The sequence below is a fragment of the Acidocella sp. genome (assembly GCF_013044125.1).
Lineage (GTDB): Bacteria > Pseudomonadota > Alphaproteobacteria > Acetobacterales > Acetobacteraceae > Acidocella.
In genome coordinates this window covers 14682-32636 of record NZ_JABEVC010000003.1, presented here as the reverse complement: position 1 = coordinate 32636, position 17955 = coordinate 14682, and the positions used below count along the sequence as shown (strand labels likewise).

Sequence of the window (17955 nt, the reverse complement as noted above, 5' to 3'; positions counted from 1 at the left end):
TCCTCAATCTCTTGGCACAGCCTCCACCTCGACGATGCCCGCACTGTGACACGCCCCTGACAAAAAACGCTAATAAAAATATGCCAAAGTAGCGCTAGCTGTTCAGCTTGCGCGCTTGCAGGGGCTTGGCGCTCTCGGATACCACGGTGCCCGCGGCAAGCCGGCGGTAGAGCGTGTTACGGCTGATGCCGAGCTTGCGCGCCGCGGCGGCAAGATTGCCGCCGGTCTCCGCCACGGCATTGCCGATCAGCGCATCGGCGCGTGCCCGCAACGTTGCCGGGCGCGCGGGGGGCTGCGGCGCCACATGCTTGCGGTTGAGTTCCGCCTGCGCCTCCTCGCTCAGATGCTCCACGCCCAGCTCACATTCGCCGCTATCGAGCATCAGGCATGCGGTGCGCAGCATACCCGCGAGCTGGCGTAGATTGCCGGGCCAAGTGTAGCGGGCAAACGCTTCGGCCAGTTCGGGGGTCAGCCGCAACGTCAGCCCCTCGCCGCGCTCCAGCGCCTCGCGGGCCAGAATCCGCTCGATCAACGCCGGCAGGTCCGTGCGTTCGCGGGCCGGGGGCAGGGCGATTGTCAGCCCGTTCAGGCGGTAGTATAAATCGGCGCGGAATTCTTGCGTGCCGACGCGCGCTTTCAGGTCGCAATGCGTGGCGCTGATCAGCAGAAAATCCACCGGCACCGGCTTGCCGCCGATGGGGGTCACATAGCCGTCCTCCAGCACGCGCAGCAGCCGCGTCTGCATATGCAGCGGCATATCGCCGATCTCGTCGAGAAACAGCGTGCCCCCATGCGCTTCGCGGATGCGCCCAACCGCCCCCTCGCGCCTGGCGCCAGTGAAGGAGCCGGGCGCGTGCCCGAACAGCTCGGATTCAATGAGGCTTTCCGGCAGCGCCGCGCAGTTCACCGCCACGAATGGCTTATGCGCGCGCCCGCTGGCGGCGTGGATGGCGCGGGCGAACACGTCCTTTCCGGCGCCGGTCTCGCCTTGCAGCAGAAGCGGCACCTTGCGGTCCAGCACGCGCCGCGCCTGCGCAATCGCGGTATGTATGCGCGCATCCCCGGTATCGAGCGCGCTCAGGGCATCCCCCGCGGTGGTTTTCGCTGCAACCGCGGGCAGGCTCCCCGGCACGAATTGCGGCAGCCGCACATGCTCCACCATGATGAACATCGCATCGCTTCCGCGCCGGTGCAGCGCCACGGGGCGGCCCTGGGCGTGGCGGTCCAGGTCCAGCAGTTCGCGCAGGCCAATGCCCAGCGTCTCCGCAATGCCAAGCTGGCCGATATCAGACGGCGCCAGGCCGAGCAGATGAAAGCCGGTGCGGTTCGCGCCGATGATGCGCCCATCCTCGCTCAACGCAATCGTCCCTTCCATCACGCTGCCGAGGCACGCGCTGCTCAGATGAAAGCGCAGTTTCATCTGGCTGGCGAAGGTAAGTTCGAAAATACGGTTCTCGATCATCTGTGCGGCGGCGCGCACGAGGCCGAACGTATGCGGATGGTAGCGCCGCGCGTCGCAGGAAATATCAATCGCGCCGAGCAGCCGCCCGCCCGGCTCGACCAGCGGCGCCGCCGCACAGGCGAGAAAATTATTGTGCCGCAGATAATGTTCCGTGCCGTTCACCACAATCGGCCGGCCCTCGATCAGCGCCGTGCCCACGGCATTGGTGCCGCGCGTGTCCTCGGCCCAGCAGGCGCCGGGTTGCAGCGCAACCTGCGCCGCGCGGGTGCAGAAATCCGTGTCCCCCGCGGATTCCAGCAGGAAGCCGTTTTCGTCGGAAAGCAGCATGACACAGCCGGAATCACGGATCTGGCTATAGATATAGTCTATGACCGGGCGCGCCTGCGCGATCAGCGTGGCGCGGCGGTCGGCGGCGGCGCGTAATTGCACCTGGCCCATGTGCGGCCCGTCAACACGCGTGAGTTCCGGAACCAGCCCCGCCTGCCGGCATCGCTGCCAGGAGCGGCTGATATCAGCCGGATCAGTCGCGAGCCTGGCAGGCTGGCGCGGCATAAGTCCCGTATTGGCAGTCGTGGCAAATGGCTCCATGGACCGGCATTTCCTCACCCAGAAGAATTATTATCGGGTCTTTCTTGGATCGTTTAGCTAGGCCCCGCGCGGGGCGATGGCAAGTGAATACCACCTGTGTTCTGTTTTGGTACAGTGTCCTGCTTTGGCGCGGCCTGATGTCACGCCCTGTTACATATGCGGCAAGGCGCATTGAGGAAAAGCCTTGCGATCCAACAATGGGGTGTTCTGGCACGTTCTTTGCTTTATTTTTTTCAAGGTGCCCAACGTGGCGCCGATGTGTGTCCGACAACCAAAAACGAGGAAACAACAATGCTTGATGCAGCCATTGCCCCGCTAGCCGGGAGCGCCGTCGCCGGCTTCTCCTTCAAAGCCCGCTACGATAATTTTATCGGCGGCAAGTTCACCGCCCCCCTTGCTGGCCAGTATTTTGACAATGTCTCCCCGATCACCGGCCAGGTGTTCACCCAGGCCGCCCGCTCCACTGAGGCGGACATCAACCTGGCGCTGGACGCCGCCCATGCCGCCGCTGATGCCTGGGGCAAAACTTCACCTGCCGCGCGCGCGCTCATCCTCAACCGCATCGCCGACAAGATGGAGCAGAACCTGGACCTGCTCGCCTACGCCGAGACCGTGGACAACGGCAAGCCGCTGCGCGAGACGACCTTTGCTGATATCCCGCTAGCGATAGACCATATGCGCTACTTCGCCGCCTGCGTGCGCGCGCAGGAAGGCGCGCTGAGCCAGATCGACGAAGACACCGTCGCCTACCATTTCCATGAGCCGCTTGGCGTGGTCGGCCAGATCATTCCCTGGAACTTCCCGATCCTCATGGCGGTCTGGAAGCTCGCCCCGGCGCTGGCCGCGGGCAACTGCGTGGTGCTCAAACCCGCCGAGCAGACACCGGTCTCCATCATGGTCCTGGCCGAGCTGATCGGCGACATGCTGCCCCCCGGCGTGCTGAACATTGTCAACGGTTTTGGCCTGGAAGCCGGCAAGCCGCTCGCCTCCTCTAACCGGATCGCTAAAATCGCCTTCACGGGCGAGACCACGACCGGCCGGTTGATCATGCAATACGCCAGCCACAACCTCATCCCCGTCACGCTGGAACTCGGCGGCAAATCGCCCAACATCTTCTTCGAGGATGTGATGGCCCAGGATGACGATTTCCTGGACAAGGCGGTCGAAGGTCTGGTGATGTTCGCCTTCAACCAGGGTGAGGTTTGCACCTGCCCGTCGCGCGCGCTGATCCAGGAGAGCATCTACGACCGTTTCATGGAAAAAGTGCTGAAGCGCGTGCATGCCATCAAGCAGGGCAACCCGCTGGATATGAGCACCATGGTGGGCGCGCAGGCGTCCTCCGAACAGGTGCAGAAAATTCTCTCCTATATCGACATCGGCAAACAGGAAGGCGCCAAGCTGCTCACCGGCGGTGTCCGCCCGGCGCTGGAAGGCGGCCTCTCCGATGGTTTCTACATCCAGCCGACGATGTTTCTGGGCAACAACAAAATGCGCTTGTTCCAGGAAGAGATTTTCGGGCCGGTCCTCGCGGTTACCACTTTCAAGGATGAGGCCGAGGCGCTGGAACTCGCCAATGATACGCTCTACGGCCTGGGTGCGGGCGTGTGGTCGCGTGATGGCAGCCGCGCCTACCGCATGGGCCGCGGCATCAAGGCTGGGCGTGTGTGGACCAACTGCTACCATGCCTATCCGGCGCATGCCGCGTTCGGCGGGTACAAGCAGTCCGGCATTGGCCGCGAGAATCATAAGATGATGCTCGACCACTACCAGCAGACCAAGAACCTGCTGGTCAGCTACAGCCCCAAGGCGCTTGGCTTCTTCTGAGCAGGGCGCGGCGATGAGCATAAAACCAGCGCGTGTGCTTGCCTCCCCGGCGGCATGCGGGCTGATCGCGAAGCTGACGGCGGAACATGGCCCGATCATGTTCCACCAGTCCGGCGGCTGCTGCGACGGCTCATCGCCGATGTGCTTCAAGCAAGGCGACTATCTGCTCAGCCCCGATGATGTGGAACTGGGCGAAATCGGCGGGGCAAAATTTTACATGAGCCCCTCGCAGTTTGAATACTGGAAATACACGCAACTCATCATCGACGTGGTGCCCGGCATGGGCGGCATGTTCTCGTTGGAGAACGGGTCTGGGCAACGGTTTTTAACCCGCTCGCGCGTGTTCACGGAGGCGGAACTGGCGGCCCTTGCCTGACACAAGGCCGCCAGGCTCTTCGTCCGTCTCGATAACTCAGCATCGTATTCGCCAGATACCGCGCCCGCGCGCGCGGTTGCGGGCGGCACCCTGCCGCTTGTCCGGCTTTCGCGCGGAAATAACAAAAACATAAAAACAGGGATCAGGAAAATGGAAAAAACAAAATCATACCCACAGCCGCGCCTGCTGCTCGGCACGGCGGCCCTTGCCCTCGCGGGCAGCTTTGCGCTCTCCGTTCCCGCACACGCGAGCGAATTGTGGAATCCCTACCTGCGCGGCGTGGACGAAGGCCTGGCCGCCGGCGCCACACCGCCGCCCGGCGTTTACGGGGTGCTGGATAATTACTGGACGGATACCACCGTTAAAGACAACAGCGGCAAGAATATTCCCGGCGCGACCGCAAATATTCTGGTCGAAGTGCCGATCGTGCTGTGGGTTCCGGGTATTAAAATACTGGGCGCCAGCTATTCGCTCGGCATCGCGCAGCCGTTTGACTATACCTCCGCCCCCGGCGTCAGCGGCCACATCGGCAGTGGCAACTGGGGCACCTTCAACACGGTGCTCATCCCAGGCCAGCTGGCCTGGACCCTGCCTTACGACTATTTCGTGAAGACCGGGCTGGAACTCTACCTGCCCGACGCCAGCTCCACCATGCCCGATCTGCTCAACGGCAAGCTGAACAATGGCGGACTGCCCTCGGGCAACGGGTATTTCGCGGTGCAGCAAGACCTCGGCCTGAGCTGGCTGAGCGATGGCTGGAACATCAGCGCCGACATGCACCTGGCCGAGCCTGTCACCGCTGATAAAACCACAGGCTATAACTACATGTCCGGCGACCAGTTCTCGGTTGATTATACGCTCGCCAAGACCATCGGCGCCTGGACCTTTGGCGTCGGCGCGCATCAGATGAACCAGATCACCGCCGATACGCTGAACGGCGTGCGCCTGACAAACCACATGGAAGAGAGCTACGGCGCCGGCCCGATGGTGGGCTACCAGTTCGGCGGAATCAATATTCTCGCGTCCTGGGACCAGAACATCTACACCAAGAATGACGTGGCGGGGACAATCGTCAACGTCCGCCTGATCACGAAGTTCTAAACGTCCTGACCGCACACCGGCGGCCCAAGGAGAACGGCCGCCGGCAGACGCCTGAAAAATTGGTGCTTGGTCCTTCACGGGTTCGCGGCTAGGTTGGCAACACCGACCTGGACCGCGTTGTTGAAGGGCTAAATTCGTATGAACATCCCCCCCGCAGCCGCATCTGCGCCGCTTCCCCCGGAAAACGGCGGCGAGTTGGCCGTCCAGCCGGACTCGGCTGCCACTCTGCGCGAGGCCATTTTGCGCCGGCTCACCTATTCGGTTGGCAAAAATCAGGCCAGCGCCAGTGAATACGACTGGTATCTGGCCGTGGTCTACGCAACGCGGGACCGGATCGTGGAAGGCTGGATGGCCTCGACCAACGCGGCCTATGTGCACGGGCCCAAGCGGGTTTACTACCTTTCGCTGGAGTTTCTCATCGGCCGCCTGCTGGGCGATGCGCTCAACAACCTGGGCCTCACCGAGGCAATGCGCGCCGCCACGAGGGAGCTTGGCGTCGATCTTGACCGCCTGCGCACGCTGGAACCTGACGCGGCGCTGGGCAACGGCGGCCTCGGGCGGCTGGCGGCTTGTTTCATGGAGAGCATGGCGACACTTTCCATCGCCGCCCATGGCTATGGCATCCGCTATGACCATGGGCTGTTCCGCCAGGTGCTGAAGGATGGCTGGCAGCAGGAATACCCCGAGGACTGGCTGGCGTTGGGCAATCCGTGGGAGTTCAAGCGGCCGGAGGTGTGCTACCGCATCGGCTTTGGCGGCGCGGTGGAGGCGCTCACCGCGCCCGACGGCGCCACCCGCTATGTCTGGAAGCCCGCTGAATATGTCGAGGCCATTGCGTATGACACGCCGGTAGTCGGCTGGCGCGGCGCACATGTGAACACGCTGCGGCTGTGGTCGGCGCGCGCGTGCGATCCACTGCAGCTCGATGTCTTCAACGCCGGCGATTATGTCGGCGCGGTGGCGGATAAAATGCGCGCCGAGGCGATCTCCAAGGTGCTGTATCCGAGCGACGAAACCCCGGCGGGGCAGGAGTTGCGGCTGCGCCAGGAATACTTCTTCGCCTCCTCCTCCCTGCAGGACGCCCTGCGCCGCCACCTCAAGCAGTATCAGGAAGTCCGCAGCTTGGCTGAGCATGTAGCCATTCAGCTCAACGATACGCACCCCGCGATCTCGGTGGCCGAGCTGATGCGCCTGCTGGTGGATGTGCATGGCATTGCCTGGGACGAAGCCTGGAAGATCACGCAGGGCACAATCTCCTACACCAACCACACCTTGCTGCCCGAGGCTCTGGAAAGCTGGCCGGTTCCCTTGCTGGAACGCATGCTGCCCCGCCAGATGCAGATCATTTATCTGATCAACGCCTTGCATCTCGATAACGTGCGCAAATCCGGCCACACGGACGCGCGGCTGATTGCCGCGGTTTCGATGATTGATGAACATGCGGGGCGGCGCGTCCGCATGGGGCATCTGGCCTTCATCGGCTCGCATAAGGTCAACGGCGTTTCCGCACTGCACAGCAAATTGCTGAAACAAACGGTATTTCGTGATTTTTCCACGCTGTATCCTGAACGTATCGTCAACAAGACCAACGGCATTACCTTCCGCCGCTGGCTGTTCGAGGCAAACCCAGGGCTCACCCGGCTGCTGGCTGATACTGTGGGAGACGCTATCTATGACAATCCGCTGGCGCTGCGCGGCGTCGCCCCCTATGCGGACGATGCCGCCTTCGTGCAGGAATTCGCCGCGGTAAAACGCCAGAACAAGGTCGCACTGGCGAAAATCATCTTGGAGCGCTGCCACGTCAAGGTGGACCCCGACGCGCTGTTCGATGTGCAGATCAAGCGCGTGCACGAATATAAGCGCCAGTTGTTGAACATTCTGGAAACCGTGGCGCTCTACGATGCAATCCGCGCGCAACCTTATCTGGAGTGGGCGCCGCGCGTCAAAATCTTCGCGGGCAAGGCGGCCGCGAGTTACCACCAGGCGAAGTTGATCATCAAGCTCGCGAATGACGTGGCGAATGTCATCAACGCCGACCCGACCGTGCGCGGGCTGCTGAAAGTCGCCTATCTGCCAAACTACAATGTCAGCCTGGCGGAATCGATTATTCCGGCGTCAGATCTTTCAGAGCAGATCTCAACCGCCGGCATGGAGGCGTCGGGCACCGGCAACATGAAACTGGCGCTCAATGGCGCGCTGACCATCGGCACGCTGGATGGCGCGAATGTCGAGATCAAGGAGCATGTCGGTGATGAAAATATTTTTATTTTTGGAATGACATCGGAACAGGTCGCCCAACGGCGCGGCCGCGGCATTGATATGCGCGAGACCATCGCGCGCTCACCCTCCTTGGGCGAAGTGCTGGATGCCATCGGCTCGGGTGTTTTTTCCCCGGATGATCCAGGGCGTTACGCTGGGCTGGTTGATGTTCTTACACAGCATGATCATTTTCTGGTGTGTGAGGATTTTGATGCCTATTACGCTTGCCAGCGAGATGCCGCCACAAAGTGGCTGGACCGCGCATCCTGGTGGAAATCCAGCGTCCTGAACACCGCCGGCATGGGCTGGTTCTCCTCGGATCGTACAATCGCTGAATATGCCGATGAAATATGGAAAACACAAACGCAGGCAAAGGGGTAGGTTCCATGGCCATCGCAGGCTGGCGGGCAGAGCAGACGGACATCGGCGCGCTGCTGGCCGCCCGCCATGCCGACCCCTTCGGCCTGCTCGGCTTGCATGAAGCAAGCGAGGGCTTCGTGCTTCGCGCCTTCGTGCCAGATGCATCAAATCTTACGGCGCTGCTGGAGGATGGCGCCGCTCTCAGCTTCATCGCCCGCGGTTCTGGATTTTTCGAGCAGCTGATCCCAAACCGCACCGCGCGCTTCGCCTACCGCCTGCGTGCTGAAAACATCGGCGGATGCTGGGAGTTTGACGATCCGTACCGCTTTCCCCCCGTACTTGGCGCGACGGATGATCATCTGTTGATCGAAGGCACCCACCACCGGCTTTATGAACGTCTCGGCGCGCAGTTGATGACTCTGGATTCCGTCCCCGGCGTGCATTTCGCGGTATGGGCGCCCAATGCGCGGCGCGTTTCGCTGGTTGGTGACTTCAACCGCTGGGATGGGCGTATTCACCAGATGCGAAAACGCATCGATTCCGGTCTGTGGGAAATTTTCATTCCAGATCTCTCGGAAGGTGCTGTCTATAAGTTTGAAATTATCGGTAAGGACGGCACGCTGCTGCCCCTCAAGGCGGACCCGTTTGGCTTCAGCGCGGAACGGCGCCCTTCAACCGCCTCGGTCGTCGCCCGGACTGATCATTTCATCTGGACAGACGAGGCGTATCTGCGCGCGCGCGGCCGGCGGGAAGCGCATCGCGCGCCGATGTCGATATACGAGGTTCATCTCGGCTCGTGGATGCGCCGTGAGGATGGCGATTTCCTCTCATACGACGAATTATCCGACCAACTCTTGCCCTATGCCGCCGGTATGGGTTTCACCCATATCGAGTTGCTGCCTATTTGCGAGCATCCGCTCGATGCGTCCTGGGGGTATCAGCCGATCGGCCTGTTCGCCCCGAGCAGGCGCTTTGGCGCTCCCGCCGGTTTTGCCCGCTTTGTTGACCGCGCGCATGCCCTGGGGCTTGGCGTCATCCTGGACTGGGTGCCCGCCCATTTCCCAACGGATATTCACGGCCTCGCGCAGTTTGATGGCACGGCACTCTACGAGCATGCAGACCCGAGACGTGGATTTCATCCTGACTGGAACACGGCAATTTATGATTTTGGCCGCCGCGAGGTGGTCAGTTTTCTTTGCGCCAACGCACTCTATTGGCTGGATCGTTTTCATCTCGACGGCTTGCGTGTGGATGCCGTCGCCTCGATGCTCTACCTGGACTACTCGCGCAAACATGGTGAGTGGCTGCCCAATCCTGACGGTAGCAACGATAATCGTGATGCGGTGGCATTTCTGCGCCAGTTCAACACCGCGGTTTATGCGCAACATCACGCAAGCTTCACGCTGGCCGAGGAGTCGACCGCATGGCCGGGTGTTTCGCATCCTGTGCATGAAAATGGTCTGGGTTTCGGCTTTAAATGGAACATGGGCTGGATGCATGACACGTTGAATTATTTTGCAATGGATCCAGTTCATCGCAAATGGCATCATAATAAACTGACATTCGGCACGCTCTACGCCTTCACAGAAAATTTTGTGCTGCCGCTCTCGCATGATGAAGTTGTACACGGAAAATCCTCCATACTTGGCAAAATGCCAGGCGATGAGTGGCAGCGGTTCGCCAATGTCCGCGCCTATTATGCATTTATGTGGGGCCATCCGGGGAAAAAACTTTTATTCATGGGGCAGGAGTTTGGGCAGAGCACGGAGTGGAATTTTGATTCAGGACTTCCCTGGCATCTGCTCGAACATAGTCTACATCAAGGGGTTCAGAAACTTGTCCGTGATCTCAATCGCCTGCACCGCACGGTGCCCGCGCTGCACGCGCAAGATTGCGAAGCCGAAGGATTCAGGTGGATCATCGTAGATGATTCGGAACAATCCGTCATCGCCTGGCTGCGGATGGGCGGGGAGGGGGATCGTCCGGTAGCGGTGGTGTGCAATCTCACGCCGGTGCCGCGTCATGGCTACCGCATCGGCCTGCCCCATGCTGGAATCTGGCGCGAGATATTGAATACGGATGCCGTTGTTTATGGGGGAGGCGGCGGTGGAAATCTCGGGCAGGTTCGCAGCATTTCAGAGGCATCTCACGGCTTCAACGCCATGGCTGAAATCATGATTCCAGCCCTCTCAACAGTGTATTTTGAGTATGCGGATAATGAATAAATATAAACGTGACGGAGGAAATCAATGAACACAAAATATACTCAGCACGCCCCGCTTTCGCGTACAACCATGGCCTATGTGCTTGCCGGCGGCCGCGGTTCCCGGCTGATGGAACTGACTGATATTCGCGCGAAACCAGCGGTCTATTTTGGTGGAAAGTCACGCATCATTGATTTTGCCCTTTCCAACGCAATGAACTCTGGTATCCGCCGCATCGCCGTTGCCACGCAATACAAAGCGCATAGCCTGATCCGTCACCTGCAACGCGGTTGGAACTTTTTCCGGCAAGAGCGTAATGAGAGCTTTGATATTCTGCCGGCCAGCCAGCGTGTTTCTGAAGAGATGTGGTATCTTGGAACGGCCGATGCGGTTTACCAGAATATTGATATCATCGAGAGTTATGCGCCCCAGCATATCGTCATCCTTGCGGGAGACCATATCTATAAAATGGATTACGAGCAGATGCTCCAGCAACACGTCAGTGAAAATGCTGATGTAACCGTGGGATGCCTCGAAGTTTCCTTGGAAGATGCAGCCGGATTCGGCGTGATGCATGTAGACGCCAACAACCGGATTGTCGCGTTTCTTGAAAAACCAGAAAATCCACCAGCAATGCCGGGAAAACCGGATGTCGCACTCGCAAGCATGGGAATTTACGTATTCGAGACAAAATTCCTGATCGACCAGCTCCGGCGGGACGCGGCTGATCCACATTCCTCGCGGGATTTTGGCAAGGATATCATCCCGTATCTGGTTGAGAATAGTAAGGCTGTTGCACATCATTTCACGCAGTCCTGTGTCCGTTCAAGCGCGGAGGACAATGTTTACTGGCGCGATGTCGGCACTCTGGATGCCTATTGGGCCGCGAACATTGATCTGACGGATGTTGTCCCTAAACTTGACTTGTATGATCGTGACTGGCCGATCTGGACCTATGGTGAAATCACACCTCCCGCGAAATTTGTTCATGATGAAGTATTCCGGCGTGGGCAGGCAATTTCGTCTCTTGTCTCCGGAGGATGCATCGTTTCCGGCGCAAACATAACTCATACCTTGCTGCATACGGGAGTGCATGTTCATTCATTCGCGAACATCAAAAATGCAGTCATTTTGCCCTACGCCGAAATTCATCGCAGCGCACGCCTCAATAATGTGATCATTGACCGCGGCGTCGTGATCCCTGAAAATCTTGTGGTGGGTGAGGATCCAGTTCTGGATGCTTCCCGTTTCCGCAGGACAACAAAGGGAATTTGTTTGATCACGCAACCAATGATTGAGAGATTGGGGATAACCTAGCATGCGGGTACTCTCGGTTACCTCGGAAATTTATCCGCTCATCAAAACCGGCGGCCTTGCAGACGTTGCCGGCGCGTTGCCTGGCGCATTGGCACTTCTTGGCATTCAGGCGCGGAGTTTGATTCCCGGATACCCTGCGGTGATGAAGTCGCTAAAAAAAACCGTAACGATCCACAAATATTCTGAATTTTTTGGCGGCCAAGCGCGAATTTTAAGCGCCAGCGCGCATGGGTTGGATCTGTTCGTGCTGGATGCACCGCATCTGTACCAGCGTCAGGGCAATCCGTATATTGGTCCGGACGGCGAGGACTGGCCCGATAATGCCCAGCGCTTTGCTGCACTTTCACGGGCCGGAGCAGATATCGGCCAGGGTGTTGTGCCGGCTTTCATCCCCGAGGTCATCCATGTTCACGATTGGCAGGCAGGGCTGGTTCCGGCGTATCTTCACTACGACGGCGGTGTACGCCCAGCCACAATTGTTACCGTGCATAACCTCGCTTTTCAGGGGCAGTTCAGTCCCGCGTTATTAGAAGAGATCGGCTTACCGCCAACGGCCTTCGCGCTAGATGGCGTTGAATATTACGGCACCATCGGGTATCTGAAGGCGGCCCTGCAATTCGCGGATCGTATCACGACCGTTTCCCCGGCCTACGCCCTTGAGATTTTGCAACCAGAAGGTGGCATGGGGCTGGATGGGTTGTTGCGTAGCCGCAGTGAGATCGTATCGGGAATTTTGAATGGAATCGATACGAAAGTCTGGGATCCGGCGACGGATACATATCTACCCACCAATTATGATGCGGGAAATCTATTTCAACGTGCAAATAACAAACGGGCTTTACAAAATCATCTTGGTCTTGCGGCGGATCCAGAGCGGCCATTGTTTGGCGTGGTCAGCCGGCTTTCCTGGCAAAAGGGGCTTGATCTCCTGGCGGAGGCGTTGCCGGCGCTCACCGCCGCCGGGCAACTTGCCCTGCTTGGTGCGGGGGATAAATTTCTTGAAGACCAATATGCTGCTGCGGCTGCGGCGGATCCGCATAATATCGCTTGCGTGTTTCAATATGATGAAGCCCTCGCGCATTTAATCCAGGCCGGGGCTGACATTCTGCTTGTACCATCGCGGTTCGAGCCCTGCGGCCTTACTCAGCTCTGCGCTCTTCGTTATGGCGCCGTACCTTTGGTGTCGCGTGTTGGCGGGCTGGTGGATACGATCATCGACGCCAATGAAGCCGCCCTGGCGGCTGGCGTGGCAACGGGAATTCAGGTGTCTCCCGTGAACACGGTAATGATCGAGGCTGGAATTCGACGCGCCTGCGCGCTTTACAAAGATAAAACAGCGTGGGCTGGCCTGCAGCGCAACGGCATGAACAGTGATGTCTCCTGGCTGCACCCCGCACAACGCTATGCGGCACTTTACCGTGAGGCGGCACAATTTCGAGCATGATGCTGCATACTAGCTCCGGTTTTCCAGAACCGCTAGGTGTAACCCCTGATGAGGGCGGCGTAAATGTCGCTGTTTATTCTAAATATGCAACGACTATAGAGTTTTGCCTGTTTGATGCAACAGGCGAACAGCAAACCCATGCCATTGCACTTCCTGGCCGCACGGGGGATGTGTTTCACGCTTACGTCGCGGGTGTGGGCGTAGGCGCTCGTTACGGCCTGCGTGCACACGGCGCTGATGCCCCCACGCTCGGTCATCGGTTTAATCCAGAAAAACTGCTTGTGGATCCTTATGCATTGTGTCTGGATCGTCATTTTGTGCTCGACTCAAAACAATTTTCTTCAGGCGAACACAAGACGGCTGACAGCGCGGCATCAATGCCAAAGGCGATTGTCATAAATCGGACGGAACTCTGCAAACCCTTCTCGCCGCTGCGTGTTCCTTGGTCGAGCACTGTGATTTACGAATTGCATGTGCGCGGATTCACCCGGCTTCATCCGGAAATTCCCAATCAAATTCGGGGAACTTTCGCCGCTCTTGCGAGCGTTGACGCAATTTCGCATCTGCGTGATCTTGGCGTCACAACGGTTGAGATCATGCCGGCAGCCGCCTGGGTTGACGAACGGCATCTGCCGCGGCTCGGTCTCAGCAATTACTGGGGCTATAATCCAGTGGCGCTGATGGCGCCTGACCCGCGTCTTGCTCCTGGCGGATGGCCCGAAATTCGCCAGGCGGTTGAGGCATTGCACGCCGCCGGGCTGGAGGTGATCCTGGATGTCGTGTTGAATCATTCAGGAGAAAGCGATGAGTTCGGGCCAACACTTTCACTGCGCGGGCTGGATAATGCCAGCTATTACCGTCTCTTTTCCAACGATCCAGAACATTACATAAATGATTCTGGATGCGGCAACTGCCTTGCGCTTAATCGCCCCGCGGTGCTGCGGCTGGCGATGGATTGTCTGCGTACCTGGGTCGAGCTTGGCGGTGTCGATGGCTTCAGGTTTGATCTGGCAACTTCGTTAGGCAGGGAGGAAGGAACATTCAACCCGGCTGCGCCGCTGCTTGCCGCCATTGCACAAGATCCACTTTTGCGTCAGGCGAAGCTGATCGCTGAACCGTGGGATGTCGGTCCCGGCGGCTACCGGATTGGCGGCTTCCCCGCGCAATACGGCGAATGGAACGATCATTTCCGAGATGATGTACGGCGCTTCTGGCGCGGCGATGAGGGCTTGCGTGGTGCATTGGCGACAAGGCTGGCGGGCTCGGCGGATGTCTTCGCCGGTAAACATCTTGCTTCCCGCTCCATCAATTTTATCACCGCGCATGATGGTTTTACGCTGGCAGACCTGGTCAGTTACGCGCACAAGCGCAACGATCCCAACGGCGAACATAACCGGGACGGCACTGATAGTAATTTTTCCTGGAATCATGGGCATGAAGGCCCGTGTGACGATGAAACCTGCCACACGCTGCGCGGGCGTGACCAACGTAATCTGCTCGCCACCCTGCTGCTCTCGCGTGGTACGCCCATGCTCTCAATGGGTGCGGAGCTTGGCATCACCCAGCATGGAAATAACAACGCCTACGCGCAGGATAATCCTCTCACCTGGCTCGACTGGGCGCAGGCTGACCCCGCCCTCATTGCCTTCACGCGTGATCTGATCGCGCTTCGCCGCGCGCATCCGGCCTTGCGTGCCGAGCCGTTTTTAACAGGCGGCGTCTCCGCTGAATCGGGCCTGGCTGATGTCGAGTGGCGAAGCGCGCGGGCACCGCTTCATGGCGATGCTGAATGGAATAGTCCAGATGACGCCACGCTTGTCGCTGTTTTCAGTGTGGACGTTGCCGGCGGGGATGCCGACCGCGTGGCCGTGGCCCTCAACCCTGGATACCATCATGAGCCCCTGATCCTGCCTGACGCCCGGAGAAATTTTTTCTGGCGGCGCGTACTCTCCACGGCTTCATGCCTGGGCCAGGATGATATGAGTTTGCCTGCGCGCTCGCTCGTGCTGTTCGCCGAATATCCGGCGCAATCGCGCACCTCCCGCCCGCCGGATTCGCATCTGCTCGCGCGGCTCTCCGGCGCCGTGGGCATTGCGCCTGAATGGTGGGATATTGCGGGCAACCAGCACATCGTTAGCGAGGAAACGCAACGCGCCTTGCTCTCTGCGATGAAACTGGACGTGGCAACACAGTCGCAGGCGTGGGACAGCCTGATGCAAACCGTTGGCTCCCGCACAACCCGTTTGCTTCCTGAAAGCCACATGGTCTACGCTGGCGAAGCATCCATGCTGCTGGTAACGCGCGCCCCGGCTGATGCCTTTCCTCTCGCGGCTTTGCTCCTGCGTGATGCTTCCGGCAATCTGGTTGCCACGCTGGCGCCGCGCTGGCGCGCCCACGCCCCGTTAACTGACTCCCTCGGCCGTGTGCTGCGGGTCCTAAGCCTGCCTCTGCCGCGCCTTGAAGCTGGGCACTACACCGCCTTCTTTGAAAATATGCCTTATACTATCTGCCATCTTACAGCCGCGCCCCGCCGCTGCCATCTTCCGGCTACATGGCCGGCCCAACACTTTGGCATCTCCGTGCAAAGTTATTCGTTGCGCCGCGCGGGTGACGCCGGCATCGGCGATTTTTGCGCCCTCGCGCAGTTCGCATCTCTCGCCGGGCAGCATGGCGCGGCGCTGCTGGGCATTCAACCGCTGCACATGTTGTGTCCGGCGGCGCGTGAACGCGCAAGCCCTTATCATCCATCTGACCGGCGATACCTGGACCCGATCCACTTGGCGCTTGATGCCTTGCACGATATTCCCGGCTTTACGCCCGCGCCAAGCACCCCACCTGGCGACAGTCTCAACTATCCGGCGATCTGGCTTGAGAAATCAAGATTTCTTCAAAATCTTTTCGATGGTTTTGTAGCCGCGGCGCGGATTCTCCCCAACCACCCGATGGTCCGGAAATTTGAGAGTTTCATCGCCGCGGGCGGTGAACAACTCGAAGGGTTCGCGAACTTTCAGGTTATCAGCGCGCTTTACCCGGGGACTTCCTGGCAGCGCTGGCCGGCCGCGCTGCGCGACGCAGCCTCGGCGCAGGTGCGCGAATTGGCGCGGCGCCATCGGGAACAGCATCGTTATGCGCTGTTTCTACAATTTTTGTGCGACCACCAGTTGAGCGCCGCCGCCGCCGCCGCGCGCGCGGGCGGCCTGGCGCTGGGGTTGTACCGCGATCTTGCGGTCGGCTGCGCGCCGGACGGCGCGGAAGCCTGGGCCAATGCCGATACATTTGCCCGCGGCGTTTCCATCGGCGCGCCGCCGGACCCTTTGGGGCCGCAGGGCCAGATGTGGAACCTGCCGCCGCCCGATCCGCTGGCCTGGCAGCGCACGAACTTCGCCTCCTTCCGTGCCGCCGCTGCCGCCAACATGCGCCATGCCGGGGCATTGCGGATTGATCATGTTCTTGGCCTTTCCAGACTTTTTTGGATTCCAGAAGGCGGGCGCGCGCGCGATGGCGCTTATGTCCACTATCCGCTCGCAACGCTCACCGGCCATCTCAGTCTGGAAAGCCAGAAAGCGAGTTGCCTGGTCGTCGGCGAGGATCTCGGCACGGTCCCCGATGGGCTGCGCGAGACTCTGGCGGCTGCCGGCGTACTCAGCTATCGCGTGATGATGCTGGAGCGCACGGCTGAAGATTTCATCGCGCCGCGTTTGTATCCGGCCGCCGCGCTGGCCTGTGCCGCGACGCATGACCTGCCGCCGCTCGCCGGCTGGTGGCAAGGGACGGATATTGCCGAGCGCCACGCGCTTGGCCTTATCGATGCGTCGGCCAGCCTCAGCCAGCATGGCCTTCGCCAGCATGAGAAGCAGGCATTGCGCCGCGCGCTCGCGGCTGATGGCATTGTATTGCCCGACGTTGACAGCGAGAGATTATCCCCGGCCATGCTCGCCGCGATTCACAAATGGCTCGCGCGCGCGCCCTCGGCGCTGCTCATGGTCCAGGCGGAGGATCTCGCGGGGGAAACCATCAGCCAGAATCTGCCTGGTACAAATCTGGAACGGCCAAATTGGCGCCACCGCCTTCCATTCACGGCCGCTGAGCTGTTTGCCACCGAGCGGGCGCGGCTCAGCCTGCTGGCATTGCACGCCCGCGCGAGTAGTTAACACACGCTTGCCGCCCGCCGCGCTGGCGCTTAACCACCCGGTCTCATCCCCGCGTTCAGCACCTTGCCCATCACAGCGAGCGTCCGTTCGATATGCTCGCCCGCAACCTGGCAGGCCAATTCCACGTTGCGCGCGAGCGCGGCATCAAACATCGCCTTGTGTTCGGCATGCACATCGCGCGGCACAACCCGGTTCACCAGCGAGATGCGGCGATATCGCTCCGACTGCTGATACAATATCCCGTGCAGATGGTGCAGCCAGCGCGAAGGGCAGGCGCTGATCAGCGCATGGTGAAATTCATTGTTGCGGCGCTCGAATTCATCCTGCTGCAACTCAGGCCCGGAGCTCAGCTTTGCCTCCACCTTTGAAAGCCGGTGGAAGGCGGAAACCAGGCGGCCCTCCCATGCGTCGTCACCATTCAGGATGGACTCGCGCAACGCCTCCAGTTCAATGAACTTGCGCGTGCGGGTCAGGTCGGCGAGGTCCTCCAGCGAGACCGGCGCAACCCGGAACCCCTTTTGCTCCTCGGAGGTAACCAGCGCTTCCCCCACCAGTCGCGTCAGCGCCTCGCGCAGCGTGCTGGCGCCAAAGCCAAAGCGCTTGCGCAGCATCTCGAACCGCAGCTTTTCCCCCGGCGCCAGCCCTCCGGTGAGAATTTCATGGCGGATCGCCTCATGCGCCGCTTCCACCAGGCTGCGCGCGGCAACCGGCTTGGGCGGTGCCAAGGCCGCGGCTGTCACATTAGCGGCTGCATTAGTATCCATAAATATCCATATCCAGTCATCCTCCGAATGCTTTTCCACCCTGGCCAGAAACGCGGGGATCTGGGCGGTCAGCCGGGTAAATCGCAACATTTGCCCTATGATAGC

General features: G+C 60.0%; 10 protein-coding genes. 8 read left to right on the top strand and 2 right to left on the bottom strand.

Translation table 11 applies throughout. The features are described from left to right. Nucleotides 1-94: 94 nt before the first annotated feature. Nucleotides 95-2050, bottom strand: a complete 1956-nt coding sequence (locus HKL97_RS00220) for a sigma-54-dependent Fis family transcriptional regulator (RefSeq protein WP_291421673.1) — start codon at nt 2048-2050, stop codon at nt 95-97. Between the two features lie 291 nt (nt 2051-2341). On the opposite strand from HKL97_RS00220, the gene adh reads away from it, so the two are divergent. The 8 genes from adh to glgX all read left to right on the top strand — a co-directional run bounded on the left by adh (nt 2342) and on the right by glgX (nt 17086). Next, complete coding sequence (gene adh, locus HKL97_RS00215; RefSeq protein ID WP_291421671.1) at nt 2342-3874, top strand: aldehyde dehydrogenase; 1533 nt, start codon at nt 2342-2344, stop codon at nt 3872-3874. A gap of 13 nt (nt 3875-3887) precedes the next feature. After that, the gene (locus tag HKL97_RS00210) at nt 3888-4250 is read left to right on the top strand and encodes a DUF779 domain-containing protein (RefSeq protein WP_291421669.1); all 363 of its coding nucleotides are present in this window, start codon (nt 3888-3890) and stop codon (nt 4248-4250) included. Nucleotides 4251-4400: 150 nt separating this feature from the next. Continuing rightward, nucleotides 4401-5351 (top strand): transporter, encoded by a 951-nt coding sequence (locus HKL97_RS00205; RefSeq protein WP_291421667.1) that lies wholly within the window; start codon nt 4401-4403, stop codon nt 5349-5351. Between the two features lie 138 nt (nt 5352-5489). After that, complete coding sequence (locus HKL97_RS00200; protein WP_291421665.1) at nt 5490-7991, top strand: glycogen/starch/alpha-glucan phosphorylase; 2502 nt, start codon at nt 5490-5492, stop codon at nt 7989-7991. 5 nt (nt 7992-7996) lie between these two features. Further along, entirely contained in the window at nt 7997-10195 is a 2199-nt protein-coding gene (gene glgB / locus HKL97_RS00195) for a 1,4-alpha-glucan branching protein GlgB (protein ID WP_291421663.1), read from the top strand. Nucleotides 10196-10219: 24 nt separating this feature from the next. Beyond that, on the top strand, nt 10220-11491 hold the full coding sequence (gene glgC, locus HKL97_RS00190; RefSeq protein WP_291421661.1) for a glucose-1-phosphate adenylyltransferase: 1272 nt from the start codon (nt 10220-10222) through the stop codon (nt 11489-11491). 1 nt (nt 11492) lies between these two features. Next, a complete protein-coding gene (gene glgA / locus HKL97_RS00185; protein ID WP_291421659.1) occupies nt 11493-12935 on the top strand; it encodes a glycogen synthase GlgA in 1443 nt (480 codons plus the stop codon). Next, nucleotides 12932-17086, top strand: coding sequence for a glycogen debranching protein GlgX (glgX, locus tag HKL97_RS00180; protein WP_363238093.1), 4155 nt, complete (start codon nt 12932-12934; stop codon nt 17084-17086). Before glgA ends, glgX begins: the two co-directional genes overlap by 4 nt. 29 nt (nt 17087-17115) lie before the next feature. Here the strand turns inward: glgX and HKL97_RS00175 are convergent, their stop codons facing one another. After that, the gene (locus HKL97_RS00175; protein WP_291421657.1) at nt 17116-17940 is read right to left on the bottom strand and encodes a GntR family transcriptional regulator; all 825 of its coding nucleotides are present in this window, start codon (nt 17938-17940) and stop codon (nt 17116-17118) included. Between the last annotated feature and the right edge of the window lie 15 nt (nt 17941-17955).